General features: G+C 46.2%; 11 protein-coding genes and 3 tRNA genes. 7 read left to right on the top strand and 7 right to left on the bottom strand.

From position 1 onward, the window contains the following. Nucleotides 1–248 precede the first annotated feature (248 nt). Both hcaR and FTU86_RS07620 read left to right on the top strand, forming a co-directional pair. Nucleotides 249–1,148 (top strand): DNA-binding transcriptional regulator HcaR, encoded by a 900-nt coding sequence (gene hcaR / locus FTU86_RS07625; RefSeq protein WP_005181980.1) that lies wholly within the window; start codon nucleotides 249–251, stop codon nucleotides 1,146–1,148. 306 nt (nucleotides 1,149–1,454) lie between these two features. Further along, nucleotides 1,455–2,132, top strand: a complete 678-nt coding sequence (locus tag FTU86_RS07620; protein ID WP_160241647.1) for a DUF1345 domain-containing protein — start codon at nucleotides 1,455–1,457, stop codon at nucleotides 2,130–2,132. A 75-nt stretch (nucleotides 2,133–2,207) separates the two neighbouring features. On the opposite strand, the gene FTU86_RS07615 is transcribed toward FTU86_RS07620, so the two are convergent. From FTU86_RS07615 to FTU86_RS07585, 7 genes are all read right to left on the bottom strand, one after another. Beyond that, entirely contained in the window at nucleotides 2,208–3,068 is an 861-nt protein-coding gene (locus tag FTU86_RS07615; protein ID WP_005181976.1) for an alpha/beta fold hydrolase, read from the bottom strand. A 282-nt stretch (nucleotides 3,069–3,350) separates the two neighbouring features. Next, nucleotides 3,351–4,622, bottom strand: a complete 1,272-nt coding sequence (locus FTU86_RS07610; protein ID WP_005181973.1) for an OprD family outer membrane porin — start codon at nucleotides 4,620–4,622, stop codon at nucleotides 3,351–3,353. 589 nt (nucleotides 4,623–5,211) lie between these two features. After that, a complete protein-coding gene (gene dmpG, locus FTU86_RS07605; RefSeq protein ID WP_005181971.1) occupies nucleotides 5,212–6,231 on the bottom strand; it encodes a 4-hydroxy-2-oxovalerate aldolase in 1,020 nt (339 codons plus the stop codon). 11 nt (nucleotides 6,232–6,242) lie between these two features. Further along, complete coding sequence (locus tag FTU86_RS07600; protein ID WP_005181969.1) at nucleotides 6,243–7,139, bottom strand: acetaldehyde dehydrogenase (acetylating); 897 nt, start codon at nucleotides 7,137–7,139, stop codon at nucleotides 6,243–6,245. A 36-nt stretch (nucleotides 7,140–7,175) separates the two neighbouring features. After that, entirely contained in the window at nucleotides 7,176–7,973 is a 798-nt protein-coding gene (locus FTU86_RS07595) for a 2-keto-4-pentenoate hydratase (protein WP_005181967.1), read from the bottom strand. 537 nt (nucleotides 7,974–8,510) lie between these two features. Beyond that, nucleotides 8,511–9,179 (bottom strand): HAD-IA family hydrolase, encoded by a 669-nt coding sequence (locus tag FTU86_RS07590; RefSeq protein WP_016659605.1) that lies wholly within the window; start codon nucleotides 9,177–9,179, stop codon nucleotides 8,511–8,513. A 382-nt stretch (nucleotides 9,180–9,561) separates the two neighbouring features. Next, complete coding sequence (locus tag FTU86_RS07585; protein WP_016659606.1) at nucleotides 9,562–10,530, bottom strand: RluA family pseudouridine synthase; 969 nt, start codon at nucleotides 10,528–10,530, stop codon at nucleotides 9,562–9,564. Nucleotides 10,531–11,283: 753 nt separating this feature from the next. On the opposite strand from FTU86_RS07585, the gene FTU86_RS07580 reads away from it, so the two are divergent. The 5 genes from FTU86_RS07580 (at nucleotide 11,284) to FTU86_RS07560 (ending at nucleotide 17,149) form a co-directional block, all read left to right on the top strand. Continuing rightward, the gene (locus FTU86_RS07580; RefSeq protein ID WP_160241649.1) at nucleotides 11,284–14,685 is read left to right on the top strand and encodes an Rne/Rng family ribonuclease; all 3,402 of its coding nucleotides are present in this window, start codon (nucleotides 11,284–11,286) and stop codon (nucleotides 14,683–14,685) included. Between the two features lie 170 nt (nucleotides 14,686–14,855). Then, entirely contained in the window at nucleotides 14,856–16,697 is a 1,842-nt protein-coding gene (locus FTU86_RS07575) for a long-chain-acyl-CoA synthetase (RefSeq protein WP_180048387.1), read from the top strand. A gap of 130 nt (nucleotides 16,698–16,827) precedes the next feature. After that, a tRNA-Lys gene (locus FTU86_RS07570) sits at nucleotides 16,828–16,903 on the top strand. 20 nt (nucleotides 16,904–16,923) lie between these two features. After that, nucleotides 16,924–16,999, top strand: a tRNA-Lys gene (locus FTU86_RS07565). Nucleotides 17,000–17,073: 74 nt separating this feature from the next. Next, nucleotides 17,074–17,149: transfer RNA gene (locus FTU86_RS07560), tRNA-Lys, on the top strand. The last annotated feature ends 71 nt before the right edge of the window (nucleotides 17,150–17,220 follow it).

Below are 17,220 nucleotides of genomic sequence, written 5' to 3'. Positions count from 1 at the left end.
TAAATAGACTCAACTTTGCATGGATAATGATTTTTTAGCGGGGTTTAGTGAAATATTTTTTTTGTTTTAATTAAGATATTTTATCAATTACTTATCGCTTATTTCTCTTTATTAAAGCATTAATAAAATTTGAAAGCCTATTTATTTCCTAAATGGCAGAATAATCTTCACCTAATAGTTGATTATAGACTATACTCTTAAGACATGATAGTTAGACATTTTTTGAATTAATCTTTTGGAATGGGTTTATGGAATTACGTCACCTTCGCTATTTCATTACCGTGGCTGAAGAACTGAACTTCAGTAAGGCTGCCTTGAAGCTCTACACAGCCCAGCCTTCTTTAAGTCAACAGATTAAAGACCTCGAAGAAGACGTTGGCGTAAAACTGTTACACCGGACCAAACGTAAGGTCGAACTGACAGAAGAAGGCGCAGTGTTTCTGGAACAGGCGCGCTTGACCCTGGCGCAGGCCGACAAAGCCGTGGCTATGGCGCGTCAGGTGTCCCAGGCCAAACAGCAGATGCTACGCATTGGCTTTGTACCGGTCGCGGAAATGAAGATTTTCCCGTATGTGTTGCCGAATCTGCGCGTACAGAACCCCGATCTGAAAATTGAATTGCTCAGTATGAACAACAATGATCAGATGAAAGCCATTAAAAAAGGTGAACTGGACATCACCTTTACCCGTCACAACTTTAACAGTGATGAAATTGAAAGCCAGTTCGTGCTGCGCGAACCGCTGATTTTCATTTTGCCAAAAGACCATCCGCTGGCCAAATACGAACGTATTCCGGTCAAAGCTCTTAATGGCATTGATTTTATTATTCCGGCCGCAGAGCAGTCGCAGAATCTGCACGACATGATTCTAAACTTTGCCAAGACCAATGGTATTGAATTTAATATTGTGCAAAAAGCCGACAACATCCTGTTCAATATCAACTCGATTGGTATGGGACTGGGTTGTACCATTTTGCCGGGCTACATTGCCCCGCTGACCATGAACAACACCATCATCCGTCCGCTGGATATCGAACTGCCTTATCTGGACCTGTATGTCAGTTACCGTAAAAACAGCAACTCGCCATCGGTCGACAAGTTTATGGAACTGTTGACCCGGGTGTTTTATCTGGATATTAACCGCGATTAAGCCGCGCTTTGGCTGACTGCCTGCCAGCATCATTATTTCGAGACTAAATAATGGTGCTTTTTTTATGGCCAATTTGCCGACTTTTTAATCAGATTAGACTTAAGTCGCAGGCTTTTTTGCACCATTTTTTATCATTTTTGCACTTTTACGACTTTTTCTCTGCTAGCCGCACAGATTTATTTTCAGCCGCAAACTACAACTTAAGTCTAATAAGCTAGACTACAGTGAAGTGCCGCTATGTTCTGCCCCTGAAGCAGGATGCTAGGCATGCTTTTATCTGTCATGGGCCAGATCAAAGGAATAAGAATGATAAAAACACCGTTTAGCCATATTAAAACCGGGATGCAGTCTCATCCTTATTTTTTTATCAGTTTTCTGATCACCACGGTGCTGTACGGTATTTTTCAGTGCTTGAGCCCGTGGACCTGGTCGACCTGCCTGCTCATCAGCTGGAATATTGCCGTGTCCGGCTATCTGCTCTTTACCCTGCTGAATTTCTGGCACAGTGATCATCAGCATATTCTGCAACGCGCCCAGCAGCAGGATGCCAGTAAATGGCTGATTCTGTTACTGCTGTTTCTCACCCTGGTGATGTGTTTTATTGCGATTATTGTCGAGATCAACTTATTTGCCCAAACCGACTTTGCACGCATGGGGCATTTTCTGCTGGCGATTACCACTATTTTATGTGCCTGGCTGTTTATGCATACCATTTTTGCGATTCACTATGCGCATGACTATTATCTGGCGCTGCAACAGCATCAGGCAGGTGGGCTGGAGTTTCCGAAAACCCCTTACCCGACCTATCCGGATTTTCTCTATTTTAGTTATGTGATTGGCACGTCGGCACAAACCGCCGATGTCAGCATCAGCTCACGCGCGATGCGTATCCTGAACACGCTGCATATTGTGCTGGCCTATATGTTTAACACCACTATTCTGGCGATTTGTATTAATCTGGTGGCCAGCTTTATTCAGCACTAAACCGGTTGAGCCAGAAATTCCGCCCATAAAAAAAGGATGGCCTGTCACCATCCTTTTTTCGCTTTTATCACCGGCTTATTTTACGCCGTGCGCCGCCAGGTAGTTTTTAATAACTGTGTTGAACTCATCGGCTTTTTCAACTTGTGACCAGTGACCACATTGGCTGAAGATGTGTGCATCTGCATTTGGCACCACATTCAGGATGTCCCAGGTACGGGATACTGGAATCACCACGTCTTGAGTACCATGAATCAGAAGTACAGGTACGGTGATGTCTTTCATTTTTTCGAAGTCTAACGGGAATTCGAAACGGTCACGGTCACGCGCACCCACCACGTCCATTAAACGGTCAGATGCATAGTCATTTGCAGCCGAGTCAAAACGGACTTTCACCAGTTCGTCTGTAATCAGGTCTTTGTTCACCACGAACATAGACAGTGTCTTACGGATCCCTTCTTCAGTCAGTACTGGGTTCGCGTGCGCTTTCAGTGCCGCAGTTTGCTTGGCACCACCGGTACCCATAGACACGATACCCAGAACGCGCTCTGGATAATCCAGTGCCAATTGAAATGCCAACCAGCCACCTAAAGAGTTACCCACCAACCAGGTTTTCTCGATACCTAAAGCATCTAAGGTACGGATTGCGTGATCAACCCAGGCACGGATCCCGTATTGGGTACCCGGTGCAACAACGGTTTGACCATAACCAATGGTATCAATCGCGATACAACGTGCCTGTTCACCAATTTGTGGCAGGTTTAACCACCAGTTGGCCGCTGCAGATACACCCGTACCTGAACCGTGCAAGAACAGAATTGGCGTACCTTCACCAATTTCATGGTAATGGGTGAGTTCACCTTCTGCGGTTTCAATCCATTTATCTTCTAAGCCAAAGAATGAATCTGTTGTATAGTCAGGGATTTGGACAGTGCTCATACTTACTCCTCATACAGTCTTTAGCTTGCGTTTCCCTCAATCTTGGAAGGTCTGGACGTCAAGTGACTCGTTGAACATGCGTTTTCTATAGGCTTATATTAACCGCTCCTGCGCTTTCAACTGATACAAAATTACGATTTTAAGCTACAAAAAAACGATTATTTAAGCCATTGTTTTTAAACATTTTAGTTAATTTTAAATCCTTATTTTTATTAGGACTTTCATCTGTTTTTACATAAAAAAGAGCAGCTGGAGGTGCAGCTGCTCTTTGAGCTTGACCAATTAGAATGTATAGGTATAGGTCGTCGCGATACGGTGTTCTTCTAGATCGTTACCACCTGAGATATTGTCATAGTTGGTATCAATAAACATGTAGTTGAAACCTAAACCTTTTAGCTTACCTTCTGGTACCACATAGTTCACAATCAGGTTGTTTTCATTTTCTTTGCCACGCGGTTCGCCTGCACCATTATCGACATCCCAACCACGGAAATGACGTGCAGTTGCGGTTAAACCTGGTACACCCACATCAGCAAAGTTATAGGTATAACCCAAGCTCCATGATTTTTCATCTTTACGGATAAAGCTTGCCACCGACCAGTTGTCTAGATAAGGCTGTGGTACCCAACCACCCAATGTCGGGAACATTGGCGCTTTGTTACCATGCTCTCCAAACATTTGCTGGTAGCCTAATTGTACTGTGTGCATACCATGGTTGATTTTTGCACCTGCAGACACGGCCTGGCTGTCAATCTTGCCATACAGCTGGTCACCCGATTCGCTGTTGTCAAAATAACGTACATGGGTGTCTAACTTGGTGTTTTCAGCCAAGGTCGTTTTATAGTTTACAGCGGCATAGTGTTGTTGGTAGATGTTGGTGACATCGGCATACCAGTAACTACCACCCACTTTTGGGGTGAATTGATGATCAATCCCGGCAATATACATACCGTCATCTGTACTGACTGCTGTCGCAAAGTTGTTTTGCGGAAATAAGCTCAGGTCATGATATTGATTTTCATAACGTGCATTAATGCCATCTAAATATGCCAAGGTCAGTTTAGTATCTTTAATGTCCTTAGACTCTAACCAGGCACCACTATAAGTAGTCAGTAATTGGCGAGATGGATCAAAGAATACCACTGGTGACATTGGTAATAGATCACCAACCTTCAACTCAGTTTCAGATACCTTAACTTTTAAGGTTGCACCAACTTTACCAAAATGATCTTTAGATTCTTTGCCATCGTGAGGTAACACCCAATCCGGATTTTGATCACGGCCGTTGAGTTTAACTGCATGTTGAACCAGTACATCTGCTCCAATTTGCACGCCACCACCAATATCATGATAACCAGACTTGGCATCCAAAGTTACCGCCTGTGACCATGAACCAAAGTTCAATTCTGGTTTATCTTGATACTGACGATCTAAATAGAAATTTTTAAATTTAAGTTGAACATTGCTGTCATCAATAAAATCTGCATATGTAGCAGAAGTTCCTAAAGTTGCTGTCGCAGCAAGCATTGCTATCCATAATTTTTGACGACGCATGGTAAATTTTCCCATTCAGCAGATAAAAACAATGCCGTCATCATGCGTAAGCATAATCAAATAGAAAATCCGACCACAGTATTAAACATTTATCGTTTTGGGCATTTTTTTGATTTCACAGCGCTTTTTTTATTTTTTTAAGATATTTCACCAATCATTTCCCTGCTAAATACTCTCCACCCTGCAAATATAAACCCCTGTTATTCATATTATTTTTCACTGTATTTTTTATTTATTTTGAGTTTTTAGGCTTTATTTATTGGTTTTAACATTAACACTTTAACTAATAGCTTTTAACTATCAGTATTATTTATAAAAAATTTAATATTTAAAACAATTCAGCTTTTCCCCGAATTTAAACCCCTTAGCTTTCCATTCCCCCTTCTCCATCCTTTTAAAATAAATCTCGGCTGATCATTTAAAAGACTTTTTATATAAAAATAAGATGCGTTTTAAATACATTGATCTGTGTGATTTTAAATCCGGATTTATTTTTAAAGTGTGATATTAAGCAACTCAATCACACCAATAAAAAAAGCACCCCAAATATATTGGAGTGCTTTGCTTAAGCCAGTTTTAAAATTAAAACTTAAGCTTGCATTTCACGTGCTTTAGACATAGTAAGCGCCAGGTCTTCAATCATGTCTTCCTGACCGCCCACTGTACCACGGCGACCAAGTTCCATCAGGATTTCACGCGCAGACACGCCATATTTCGCTTCAGCGCGTTTTGCAAACAACAGGAATGAAGAGTAAACACCCGCATAACCTAAAGTTGCCGCATCACGGTCTGCACGAATTGGGTTGTGCATCATTGGAATCACAAGGTCTTCAGCAACGTCTTGTACTTTGAACAGGTCAACGCCTGTATCCATACCCATACGGTTCGCTACAGCAATGAACAATTCAAGTGGTGTGTTACCCGCACCCGCACCAAGACCTGCAGAGGCCAAGTCCACACGTACTGCACCTGCTTCAACCGCAGCAACCGTATTTGATACACCCATACCTAAGTTGTGGTGACCGTGGAAACCGAGTTCGATGCTTGGGTCAAGGTGTTGACGTAAGTGACCCACGCGGTCTTTCACGTCTTGAGGAAGCATGTAACCTGCTGAGTCTGTGACATAAATACAGTTCGCACCGTAAGACACCATCTTCTGTGCTTCTTCTAAAAGACGCTCAGGAGAAGCCATGTGAGCCAGCATTAAGAAGCCCACGGTGTCCATGTCGAGTTTACGAGCAGCAGTGATGTGCTGTTCAGAACAGTCCGCTTCTGTACAGTGTGTTGCAACACGAATCGTTGATACACCAATTTCATGCGCCATTTTCAAATGATCAACTGTACCGATACCAGGAAGAAGCAGTGCAGACACTTTCGCATTCTTCATACGTGGCACAACAGCAGACAGGTATTCTTCGTCAGTAGCAGCAGCAAAACCGTAGTTCACTGATGAACCACCAAGACCGTCACCGTGGGTCACTTCAATTAAAGGTACGCCTGCATCATCTAATGCTGTTGAAATGGCAATCATTTGCTCAACAGTGGTTTGATGGCGCTGCGGGTGCATACCATCACGTAAAGTCATATCATGAACAATAATCTTAGACATGAGGTTGCTCCTTAAGCTTCAGCAGTGTTGAAAACGTGTTCAGCAAACATTTCTGCAGTACGTGCAGCTGCTGCTGTCATGATGTCGAGGTTACCTGCATATTTCGGCAAGAAGTCACCTAAACCTTCGACTTCTAAGAAGATCGAAACACGGTTACCGTCAAAAATAGGACCGTTTACCAGTTTGTAACCTGGTACATATTTTTGCACTTCTTTAATCATCGCATGTACAGATTCAGTGATCGCAGCTTGATCTGGCTCACCTTCAACTAAACAATGTACTGTGTCACGCATCATCAGTGGTGGCTCAGCTGGGTTAATGATGATGATCGCTTTACCTTGTTTCGCACCACCAACTTTCTCAATTGCACCTGCAGTAGTACGGGTAAATTCATCAATGTTTTTACGCGTACCTGGACCAACTGATTTCGTCGATACCGTTGCAATGATTTCGCCATATTCAACCGGTTGAACGCGAGAAACCGCAGCAACCATTGGAATGGTTGCCTGACCGCCACACGTTACCATGTTGACGTTTGGCACTTCACCAGCCGCAAGCAATGCTTCCAGGTTGACAGGTGGTACGCAGAATGGACCAATTGCAGCCGGTGTTAAGTCAATCATTAACACGCCAAGTTCATTGAGCTTGCGGCTGTTTTCTGCGTGTACGTATGCAGACGTTGCATCGAATGCAATTTTGATGTCATCTTCGATTACGTGAGGAAGAAGACCATCTACACCTTCAGCCGTGGTTTTTAAACCCATTTTCGCCGCACGCGCCAGACCTTCAGATGTAGGATCAATACCCACCATCCATACTGGCTCTAACCATTCGCTACGTTGTAATTTGTAAAGCAAATCAGTACCGATGTTACCTGGACCGATCATTGCACATTTAATCTTTTTCATGAATGTACTCTCTTAAAATTCTGATCAGGTTGGGGCTTATTCAGCAGCGAATGCCGCTGTAACTGAACCAAAGCCTTCAATTTCAACTTTGAATTCATCGCCTGGTTGCGCCACAACCATTGGCCCTAATGCACCTGTTAAGATGATGTCGCCTTTTAACAATGGACGACCACGGCGTACCATTTCATCTGCCAGCCAGACTGCAGCATTCAATGGGTTGGCTAAACAGGCTTTACCCACACCTTGAGAAACCACTTCTTCACCGCGGGTCATGACCATCTTACAGTTCACAAGATCCAGGTTTTCCAGTTTTACCGGTTGAGAACCCAGTACAAACGCCGCTGAAGATGCGTTGTCTGCCACGGTGTCAATCAGGCTGATTTTCCAGTTTTCAATACGGCTATCCACCACTTCTACTGCTGGCAGTGCGTAGTCAGTTGCACTGATAATGTCAGCATAGGTGTGTTTTTCTTTGGTCAAATCTTCTTTAATGACCAGTGCAATTTCTGCTTCAACTTTCGGTTGAATCAGCAAACCTGCAGGAATGGCTTCACCATCACCATAGGCCATATCTGCAAACAACATACCGAAATCTGGCTGATCAACACCCAGTTGTGCCTGAACTACCTTCGAGGTCAAACCAATTTTGCGACCTACTAAACGGCGGCCTTCTTTCAACGCGCGTTCGGTATTTACTTCTTGAACTGCGTACGCGATATCTACATCAGCAGATTCACCGCCTAATTGTGGGCGAATCGGTGCAATCGCAGTTTGTGATAATTCAGCATCTCTTAACGCTTGAGCAACTGATGCAACAACAGCAGAATTCGACATCAATGTTTCCTTAAACTGCAAAAATTGGGCTTATGCTGTTGACTAGATTTTCCGGCATGCAGCTGAACATCGGCCGATATAGGGGGGACTGATCAGAGCGGCAACAGGCTGTTGCTGCCGATCTCTAGCAAACGCGCATAGATATAAACTGATTTAGAATCGGAAAAATGGACTTTTTATGCCAATACTTATTTTATTTTTTACAATAGCTAGAACCTATAACACAGCCACAACTCAACCGACACGAAGCCCCTGATAGCTATAGATTTCCGAGTATTTCTATCCACTTTTTAAGAAAATCTGGATGAGAAGTTTCAGCGCTTAAGGCTTCGGTATTAGACGATTTTATCAGCAGCTTTTAGAGGCAATAAGGCTGCACAGTGTTTATACAGCCTCTAGAACAGAAAAAGAAAGACGAAACTTTGCAATCACGCAACATGCCCAGGCAGAGATCAATATAAGAAGGAAGAAAATAAGCTCTTGAATAAAAGAAGAAGCGGCAAGAGGTTCACTTCTTCTGAAAAGATGCTCTCCCACCTAGATGGCCTGTTTCATTTGTACCTGCTGTAACAGGAACTGATGCAGGCTGCTGACATCCCCGGCAATTTTTAGCGGTTGAAACAGCTGTAACACTTCGACCGTATGTACCCCATAGCTGACACCCACACGCGGCATGGCAATAGCCTGCGCCATTTCCAGATCATAAGAGGTATCGCCGACCATAATTGCCTGCTCAGGGCGCACCCCGGTTTCTGCCAGAATTTCTTCTAACATTAAGGGATGCGGTTTAGAGCGGGTTTCACTGGCGGCACGGGTCGCAGCAAACAGATTCATACTTTGAGTCTGCTGCAATACACGATCTAGGCCTTTACGACTTTTACCGGTAGCCACCGCGAGTTTTACCCCGGCATTCTGTAAATCATCCAGCATCGCCGCCACACCATCAAACCAGACATCGGTTTTGGAGTTGGCTACATAGTGCTCGGAATAGCACTGTAAAATCTCGCCATGCAATTCCGGCACCATCGGGAACAAACGCTGCGCCACTTCAGGCAGGCCCAAACCGATAATGCTTTTGGCTGCTTCATCGGTTAAGGGTTGCTGAAACTGCTGTGCAGCGAACTGTAAACTCGCCACAATTTGACCGACTGAATCAAACAAGGTGCCATCCCAGTCGAAAATGATGAGTTCTACAGCTGTATTCATATATGGTTTCCTCGATTTGATTCGGTTTAAATCCACCCCGACCCTCCTTTAAAAAAGAGGGAGAGCTTCATTAGAAAATAACTTTTATTGCAAGATCACAACAGATATTAATTACCCAACGGCGACATCCATGTCGCCTTTCGCACATTTCGGATGCAGATATCATTTACTATCGCAACGCTCCCTCTCCTGAACGAGTTTAAAGCACTGCTTTAAACGACGTGCAAGAAGGAGACTTGCGCAGCAGTGCTGCTCAGGGAGAGGATTTTTCCGAAATTTAATCTCCCCCTTTCGGAACAATGTTCCTCATCTTTAATTTTAATAAAGAGGGAAATTTCCCACTTAAATAAAGCAAGACGAACGAGAATTAAAAAGCCAAAGATTACTCATCATCTTCTGCAAGCGTTACCACCTTATCCGCCTTCTGCGCTCTTAACTGCGCCACCAGACTCTGCATATCTTCAGGCAATGGTGCTTCAATGGTTGGATAACCCGGAATCTCCAGACGCATGGCGTGCAAGCATAAACGGCGTGGTTTAGGCCCGCGATATTCGGTTTCATGACCGTATTTTTCATCACCCACCAGCGGATGGCCAATACTCAGACCATGCACACGAATCTGATGGGTACGTCCAGACAGCGGCGATGCATAGACCAGTGTGGCATGCATAAAGCGCTCTTGCACATTCCACTGGGTTTTCGATTCTTTACCTTCTTTAGACACACGCACGCGACGTTCGCCATTGGCCAGCTCATAACGATGTAGAGGTGCATCAATCAGCTGTTTGTCCAGCGTCACCTGTCCTTTCACCACCGCAGCATAGGTTTTACGGATTTTGTGCTCACGCAGCATGTCCTGCAAGGTTTTTAATACGCTGCGTTTTTTCGAAATCATCACCAGACCCGAAGTATCGCGGTCAATGCGGTGAATCAGCTCCAGATATTTTTTCCCGGTGGCCGCGCGCAAGCCCTCAATCAAGCCATAGGCCACACCACTGCCCCCATGCACGGCAATGCCCGATGGCTTGTTCACCACCATCAGCCCTTCATCTTCATAGATGACCCGGTTCAGCAAGCCTTGAGCAACTTTATCTGACACCGGCGCCGGGGTATCATCTTTCTGTTCAAAACGGATTGGAGCAACCCGGATCTGATCGCCAATATTCAGCTTGGTTTCGGCTTTGACCCGTTTTTTATTGACCCGCACCTGACCTTCACGAATCAGACGGTAAATCCGGCTTTTGGGCACGCCTTTTAAACGGCTAAACAAAAAGTTGTCAATCCGTTGCCCCGCTTGATGCTCATCGACTTCAAACCAAGTGACACTTTGCCATTGTTGGGTAGAATTCATACAGTTACGACGACCTAAAAAAATACTAAAATTGATTAAAAACTGATCACTTGGGCTATGCTTTACACAAGAAACATAAGCTTAGCCCATAGGCAGATGATGCAAGGTTTGATATAGTCAGCGCACGGAAACCATCGTAAGTGGGTAAAAGTTGGGTCATTTCGGTTTTTACTGAAGTTGATTATTCAATCAAACACTCCACTAAACACGTAAAGGTCCCAAAAGAATTATGCCGACGCCGAAGGCTTATTATATCGGCAAAACTGCAAACTGTTGCGTTTAATTGTACTTAAGGTACATAAATCAGTTTGCCTGAAAAAATATGTCGCCAACCTCAAGTTGGTTTTTAAACGTAAACTGATACACATCAGACTAGTCGTTCCCTGATGTCGCATTCAGGCTACAGCGTTGATACATTGGATCTGCACAAATTGTAAAGATACGACGATAATTCCGTATCAAGACACTCGACTAAAAGAAGGGATGATCTTTGAGCAATGTGACAGTGAAAGTTACTCACATCCAATGTACCGCTCGTCCGCCAGTGAAACGACCAGGTGACTTTAATCGTTTAAAGATTGAAGCCGTATTGACATCATCAATACGTGAATCATCCACCGAAACCCGATTATCAGGCCGGTAGAGAAACGTTCAGACCGCTGTATTTGAGATCTGAACCATGATCCGTGATGTTTGATGCTCGCTACGTATAGAGCGATGTTTTGCTGTGTATCACTATAAGGTGTTACACCCATGAAACGTATGTTGATTAATGCAACACATGCTGAAGAAATTCGCGTTGCACTTGTCACTGGTCAGCGTCTTTACGATTTTGATTTAGAAAATCGTACCCGTGAACAAAAAAAATCAAATATCTATAAAGGTCATGTGACTCGCGTAGAGCCATCTTTAGAAGCTGTATTTGTTGAGTATGGTGCCGGTCGTCAAGGTTTCCTGTCGATGCGCGAAATTGCCAACTCTTACTACAAGGCCGATCCTCGTCAAACTTCAAATATTCGCGAACTGATTACTGAAGGCACCGAACTGCTGGTTCAGGTAGAAAAAGAAGAGCGCGGCAACAAAGGTGCTGCCCTGTCGACCTTTATTTCACTGGCGGGCCGTTACCTGGTCCTGATGCCAAACAACCCGAAAGGGGGTGGTATCAGCCGTCAGATTTCCGGTTCAGTGCGTGAAGAACTGAAAGAAATGCTGGCCTCTTTAAACGTGCCACGCGGTATGAGCGTGATTGTACGTACTGCCGGTATTGGTCGTTCTCAAGAAGAATTACAACTTGATTTACAGCATCTGCTAGATCTGTGGGCGCAAATTCAAAGCACCTCAAGTTCTGGTCCATCGCCAATGCTGGTGCATCAGGAAGCCGGTGTCGTCACGCGTGCCATTCGTGACTACCTGCGTGATGATGTGGCTGAAATCCTGATTGACTCAGAACAGGCCTATAACGAAGCTTATAACTTCGTAAAAGCGGTGATGCCACGTCAGCTCGACAAGTTAAAAACCTATACCCTAAATGAACCACTGTTCGCGCATTTCGGTATCGAAAGCCAGATTCAAACCGCCTATGAACGCGAAGTCAAACTGCCTTCAGGTGGTTCAATCGTGATTGACCAAACCGAAGCATTGGTGTCAATCGACATTAACTCGGCAAAATCAACTCGTGGTCAGGACGTTGAAGATACCGCACTAAACACCAACCTGGAAGCTGCTGAAGAAATTGCACGCCAGTTACGTTTACGTGACATCGGTGGTCTGGTAGTAATCGACTTTATCGACATGACCAAAGACCGTAACCAGCGTATGGTGGAAGCCAAGCTGCGTGAAGCAACGCAAAGCGACCGCGCGCGTATCCAGTTTGGTCAATTGTCACGCTTTGGTTTAATGGAGATGAGCCGTCAGCGCTTACGTCCATCTTTAGAAGAAGCGACCGGTTATGTTTGCCCACGTTGTCATGGTACCGGCATGGTACGTGACTTACGTTCTCTCTCACTGTCGATTATGCGTAAAGTGGAAGAGATTGCGCTACGTGAGCGTCATGGTGAAGTTCAGGTTGAAGTACCGGTTGAAATTGCAGCATTCTTATTGAATGAAAAGCGTCACAGCCTGGTTTACCTTGAACAAACCTCAAATGTACGTGTAACGGTATTGCCGCACCCGCATTTAGAAACCCCACATTACGAAATCTCTTACAATCCGGAAGGCTTTGCCCCAACCAGCTATGAACGCACAGCAGCCACCCGCTTAAGCGAACAGGAACTAGGTTATGAAGCCTCTGAATGGCATTTAGAAGAAGAACAGCACGCTCAGCATGCAGCTGCGCCTGCAGCACCGCAAAAGGAACAGAAGCGTCCAGCCAAAGCTCAAGCCGCTGCGCCTGCACAAGTGGCCCCTGCTGCCGCTGCACCAAGTGCTAGCCCATGTGCATGGTTAGAAAACCTGTTTGTGCAAAAACAGGCCAACACGGTTGATCAGTCACGTAGCGCCAACAATGCGGCTGCAGCGATTGAGCAAATGGTCAATAATGGCGCAGTTAGCCGTGGCCAGTTCGGTCAGATTGCAGCTGCGGCGCCTGTGGCTGCACCAGCAGCAGCAACCAGCAATGCTTATCTTGCCCCATCAACTGTGGCCAAGCATGAGCGTGATCACGCTGAAAAACCGGCTGAACGTGAAGAAAAATCATCACGTCACAACAACAAAAAGCGCAGCAAGCACAAAGAGCCGCGCGAGCAAAACAGCCAGAATGACAACAGCCCAGCACAGCATCAGGTACACGAAGAAGTGGTGCAGCTGTCACGTCAGGAGCAACGTCAGGAAGCGCGTGAAAACAAACGCAACTCCCGCCGTCAGCACAACAACAATGAACAGACGCAAAACGAAGCGCAACAGCAAGATGCTGTGCCACGTCGTGACCGTCGTAACCAGCAACGTCCAGAGCGTCCAAATCGCCACCGCGATGCCAGCGTGCTGAATGACACGGCTGCACCGGCAGCAGCTACAGCAGCACCAGCCGCTGAAGCACAAGGCCTGAAAGTGGACCTGGTGGATGCACCACGTCAGGACGTGATGCCAACTGCTCTGGTGGTGAATGTTGATGCTGCACAAAGTGAAATTGTCGCGCTAAACCAGAACGCAGCCGCTGCACCTGCAGCAACTGCTGAACTTCCGGTTGCGACCAGCACTGAAGCAGTAGAAGAAGCACCAGTACCAAAAGAAGAAGTGGCACCTGCGGCAATTGTGGCTGAAGAGCACAAATCGCAACCGGTGAAACGCGCCAGCAACGATCCGCGTCAGCGTCGTCGCCAGCAACGTGAAGGTCGTGCGCAACAAAACCAGCCGCCAAAGCTGTCACCATCTCAGGTTCCAGCCTTGCAGCAGTACACGGTAGGCAGCCTGATCCGTCATGTGTATGGTGAAGATTGCTCGGTACTGATTGAGCAGTTTGGTTTAATCCCAACCTTTAACCGCGCCCTGCAAAAGTTCACTGAACAATATGCAGCCAGCCTGGTCGCTCAAGCACCTGCGGCAGAAAGCCAAAAGCAGCCTGTGACCCGTGATGTTGAAGTCAGCAAAGCTGAGCCAGAAGCAGAACCTGCTCCTGTGCTGGACCTGACTCCACCAGCGCCAGTCAAACGTGTGGCCAATGATCCGCGTGAGCGTCGTCGTTTAGCCAAACTTGCTGCCGAACAGGCGCTGGAACAGGCCAAACAGGCCCATGCCGACGAAGCAGAAAAAGCACCCGCTAACGATGCACCAGCAGAAACTGCGGCGGACGCTCAAGCAGCTGAAGCAACAGAAGCCACTGCTGCAAGCAGCACAGCAGCACCTGTAGAAGCGACTGCCGAGCCAGCAGCAACTGAAGCAGCACCAGCGGCTGAAACCACTGCGACTGAAACTGAAGTGGCGACTGAAGAAAGCGCTGCAGCCGAAGCACCGGCTAAAGAAACAGCGAAAGCTGAAGCAGCGCAACCAGTACAGGCTGAACTGCCAGTTGATGCAGCAGATGCCAGCGAAGCACCGGCAAATGCAGAAGCTGAAGCTCCAGAAGCCGCAGCAGACAAGGCCGAGAAAGAAAAACCGGCACGTCCGCGTCGTCCACGTGGCCGTCCACCAAAGAAAGCCAACACCTCAACTGAGTCATAATTTGCTTTTTTGCAGGTGAATAAAAAAATCCAGTCATTTCGGTGGCTGGATTTTTTTTGTTAATTTGTCAGATTAGGTTGATTACACTACAACGAAACGATTAAAACCTTAAAGTGCAATATTCATGCGCTAGAACTACAGATTGGATGTCGAGAATAAATAGGATTCATATGAGCCATACAACACAACATGATCTTATTGGTCTGGCCGATGTCGCCGCCAAAATTCCAAAGTTTATCGGCAAAGTCCCGAATCTTATTCAGGGTCTGAGTCAAGCCTATTTACGAACGCCATCCACCCCTGCCGGTCTGGGCATTGCCTTTGAAAAAGCGGTCAAACGTAATCCGCATGGTCTGGCTTTAATGTTTGAAGAGCAGCGCTTTAGCTACAAAGCCCTGAATGAATGGGCCAACCAGATTGCCCACTATTATCTGTCACAAGGCGCACGCAAAGGCGATGTGATTGCGGTAATGCTGGAAAACCGCCCGGAACTGATCGCGACTGTCATCGGTCTGGCCAAAATTGGCGTCACCATTGCACTGGTAAACACCTCACAGGTCGGCAAGGTGCTGACCCATAGCATCAATCTGGTCAAACCGGTCGCGCTAATTGTTGGCGAAGAATGCCGTGCTGCGGTAGAGGAGATTCGTCAGGCGCTGGATTTACCGGCAGATCGTCTGGACTGGTTTGCCGATCAGGAAACCCAGCGCGATGCCGGCAAAGCTCCGAACGGCTTTAATAATCTGGCCGAAAAGATCGACCATTTCCCGAAATTCAATCCGCCGACCACGCATTCCGTCCAGGGCAAAGATGGCCTGTTTTATATCTATACCTCGGGAACCACCGGCCTGCCGAAAGCCGTGGTGTTCACCCATAGCCGCTGGACCCTGGCTTACGGCACCTACGGCCATGTACTGAATCTGAATCCAAAAGATGTCATGTATGTGACCCTGCCGCTGTATCATGCCACTGGTATTGTGGTGTGCTGGTGCGGCGTAATTGCCGGTAGCGCAACCCTGGCAATTCGACGTAAATATTCCACCTCCAGCTTCTGGAAAGATGTACAGAAATTTAATGCCTCTGCCATTGGTTATGTCGGCGAGCTGTGCCGCTACCTGATGGATGCACCGCCATCTGCGCTGGATCAGGGCCATCGTGTTACCAAAATGATTGGGAACGGCATGCGCCCGAATATCTGGAACAAGTTTAAGCAACGCTTTGGCATTGAAGAAATTCTGGAGCTGTATGCCTCCAGTGAAGGCAATGTCGGCTTTAGCAACATCTTTAACTTTGACAATACCGTTGGCTTTTCTCCAACCCCTTATGCGATTGTGGCTTTCGATAAAGAAAAAAATGAACCGGTCCGGGATGCGCGCGGCTGGTGCCAGAAAGTCAAAAAAGGTGAAGTTGGTTTATTGATTGGCAAAATTACCCGCCGTTCGCCGTTTGATGGCTATACTGATCCGGAAAAAAACAAGGCGGTGATTTTAAAAGGCGTTTTCCAGCGTGGCGATCAATACTTTAATACCGGTGATCTGGTACGAAATATCGGCTTCCGTCATGCCCAGTTTGTTGACCGCCTCGGGGATACCTTCCGCTGGAAAGGCGAGAATGTCTCCACCACCGAAGTGGAAAATATACTCTGTGATTATGACAAAATTGCCGAAGCGGTGGTCTACGGCGTAGAAATTCCAGAAACCAATGGTCGGGCCGGAATGGCGGCCATTACCTTAAATGCCGATGCAACACTGGATGAACATGACCTGCAGCAGATGGTGAGCCAGTTTAAACAGGCCCTGCCCGGCTATGCGGTTCCCGTATTTTTACGGATTCAGACCCAAGTCGAAACCACCGGTACTTTTAAATACCAGAAAAACAAGCTCAAAGAACAGGCATTTAATCCGGCAGCTACCACGGATCGTTTGCTGGTGTTGCTGCCCGGTGCAGCGGCTTATACTGATCTAACCCCGGAAATTTTCGAGCAGATTCAAACCTATCAATACCGCTTCTAAGCCCAAAGTTGTCTATTTTTTGATTCCCTAGCATGAATTTGTTTCATTTATAATCAAACATAGACAACTTTTTTATTTTTTACTTGCGCTCAAACGAGATCTTGCTACAATACGCTCCATCAAATGATATGGGTCGTTAGCTCAGTTGGTAGAGCAGCGGACTTTTAATCCGTTGGTCCCGCGTTCGAGTCGCGGACGACCCACCACTCATTTGAAAGCCTAAGATGGGTCGTTAGCTCAGTTGGTAGAGCAGCGGACTTTTAATCCGTTGGTCCCGCGTTCGAGTCGCGGACGACCCACCATCTTTCCTTAGGAACTCTGCAAAAACTCCAGTTCTTGCATCTTAAAAAATAAGCAGCTTATTTTTTATTCCTCAGGGTCGTTAGCTCAGTTGGTAGAGCAGCGGACTTTTAATCCGTTGGTCCCGCGTTCGAGTCGCGGACGACCCACCATTTATCTTCCAAAATAAATATCTTCGCTTCCCTACTCTGCATTGCACATTTATATGCTGGGCTGCATCGTA

Source organism: Acinetobacter sp. YH12155, assembly GCF_013418255.1.
GTDB classification, from domain to species: domain Bacteria; phylum Pseudomonadota; class Gammaproteobacteria; order Pseudomonadales; family Moraxellaceae; genus Acinetobacter; species Acinetobacter indicus.
Note: the sequence above shows the minus strand (reverse complement) of the source record. Positions and strands in the feature narration are given on the sequence as shown.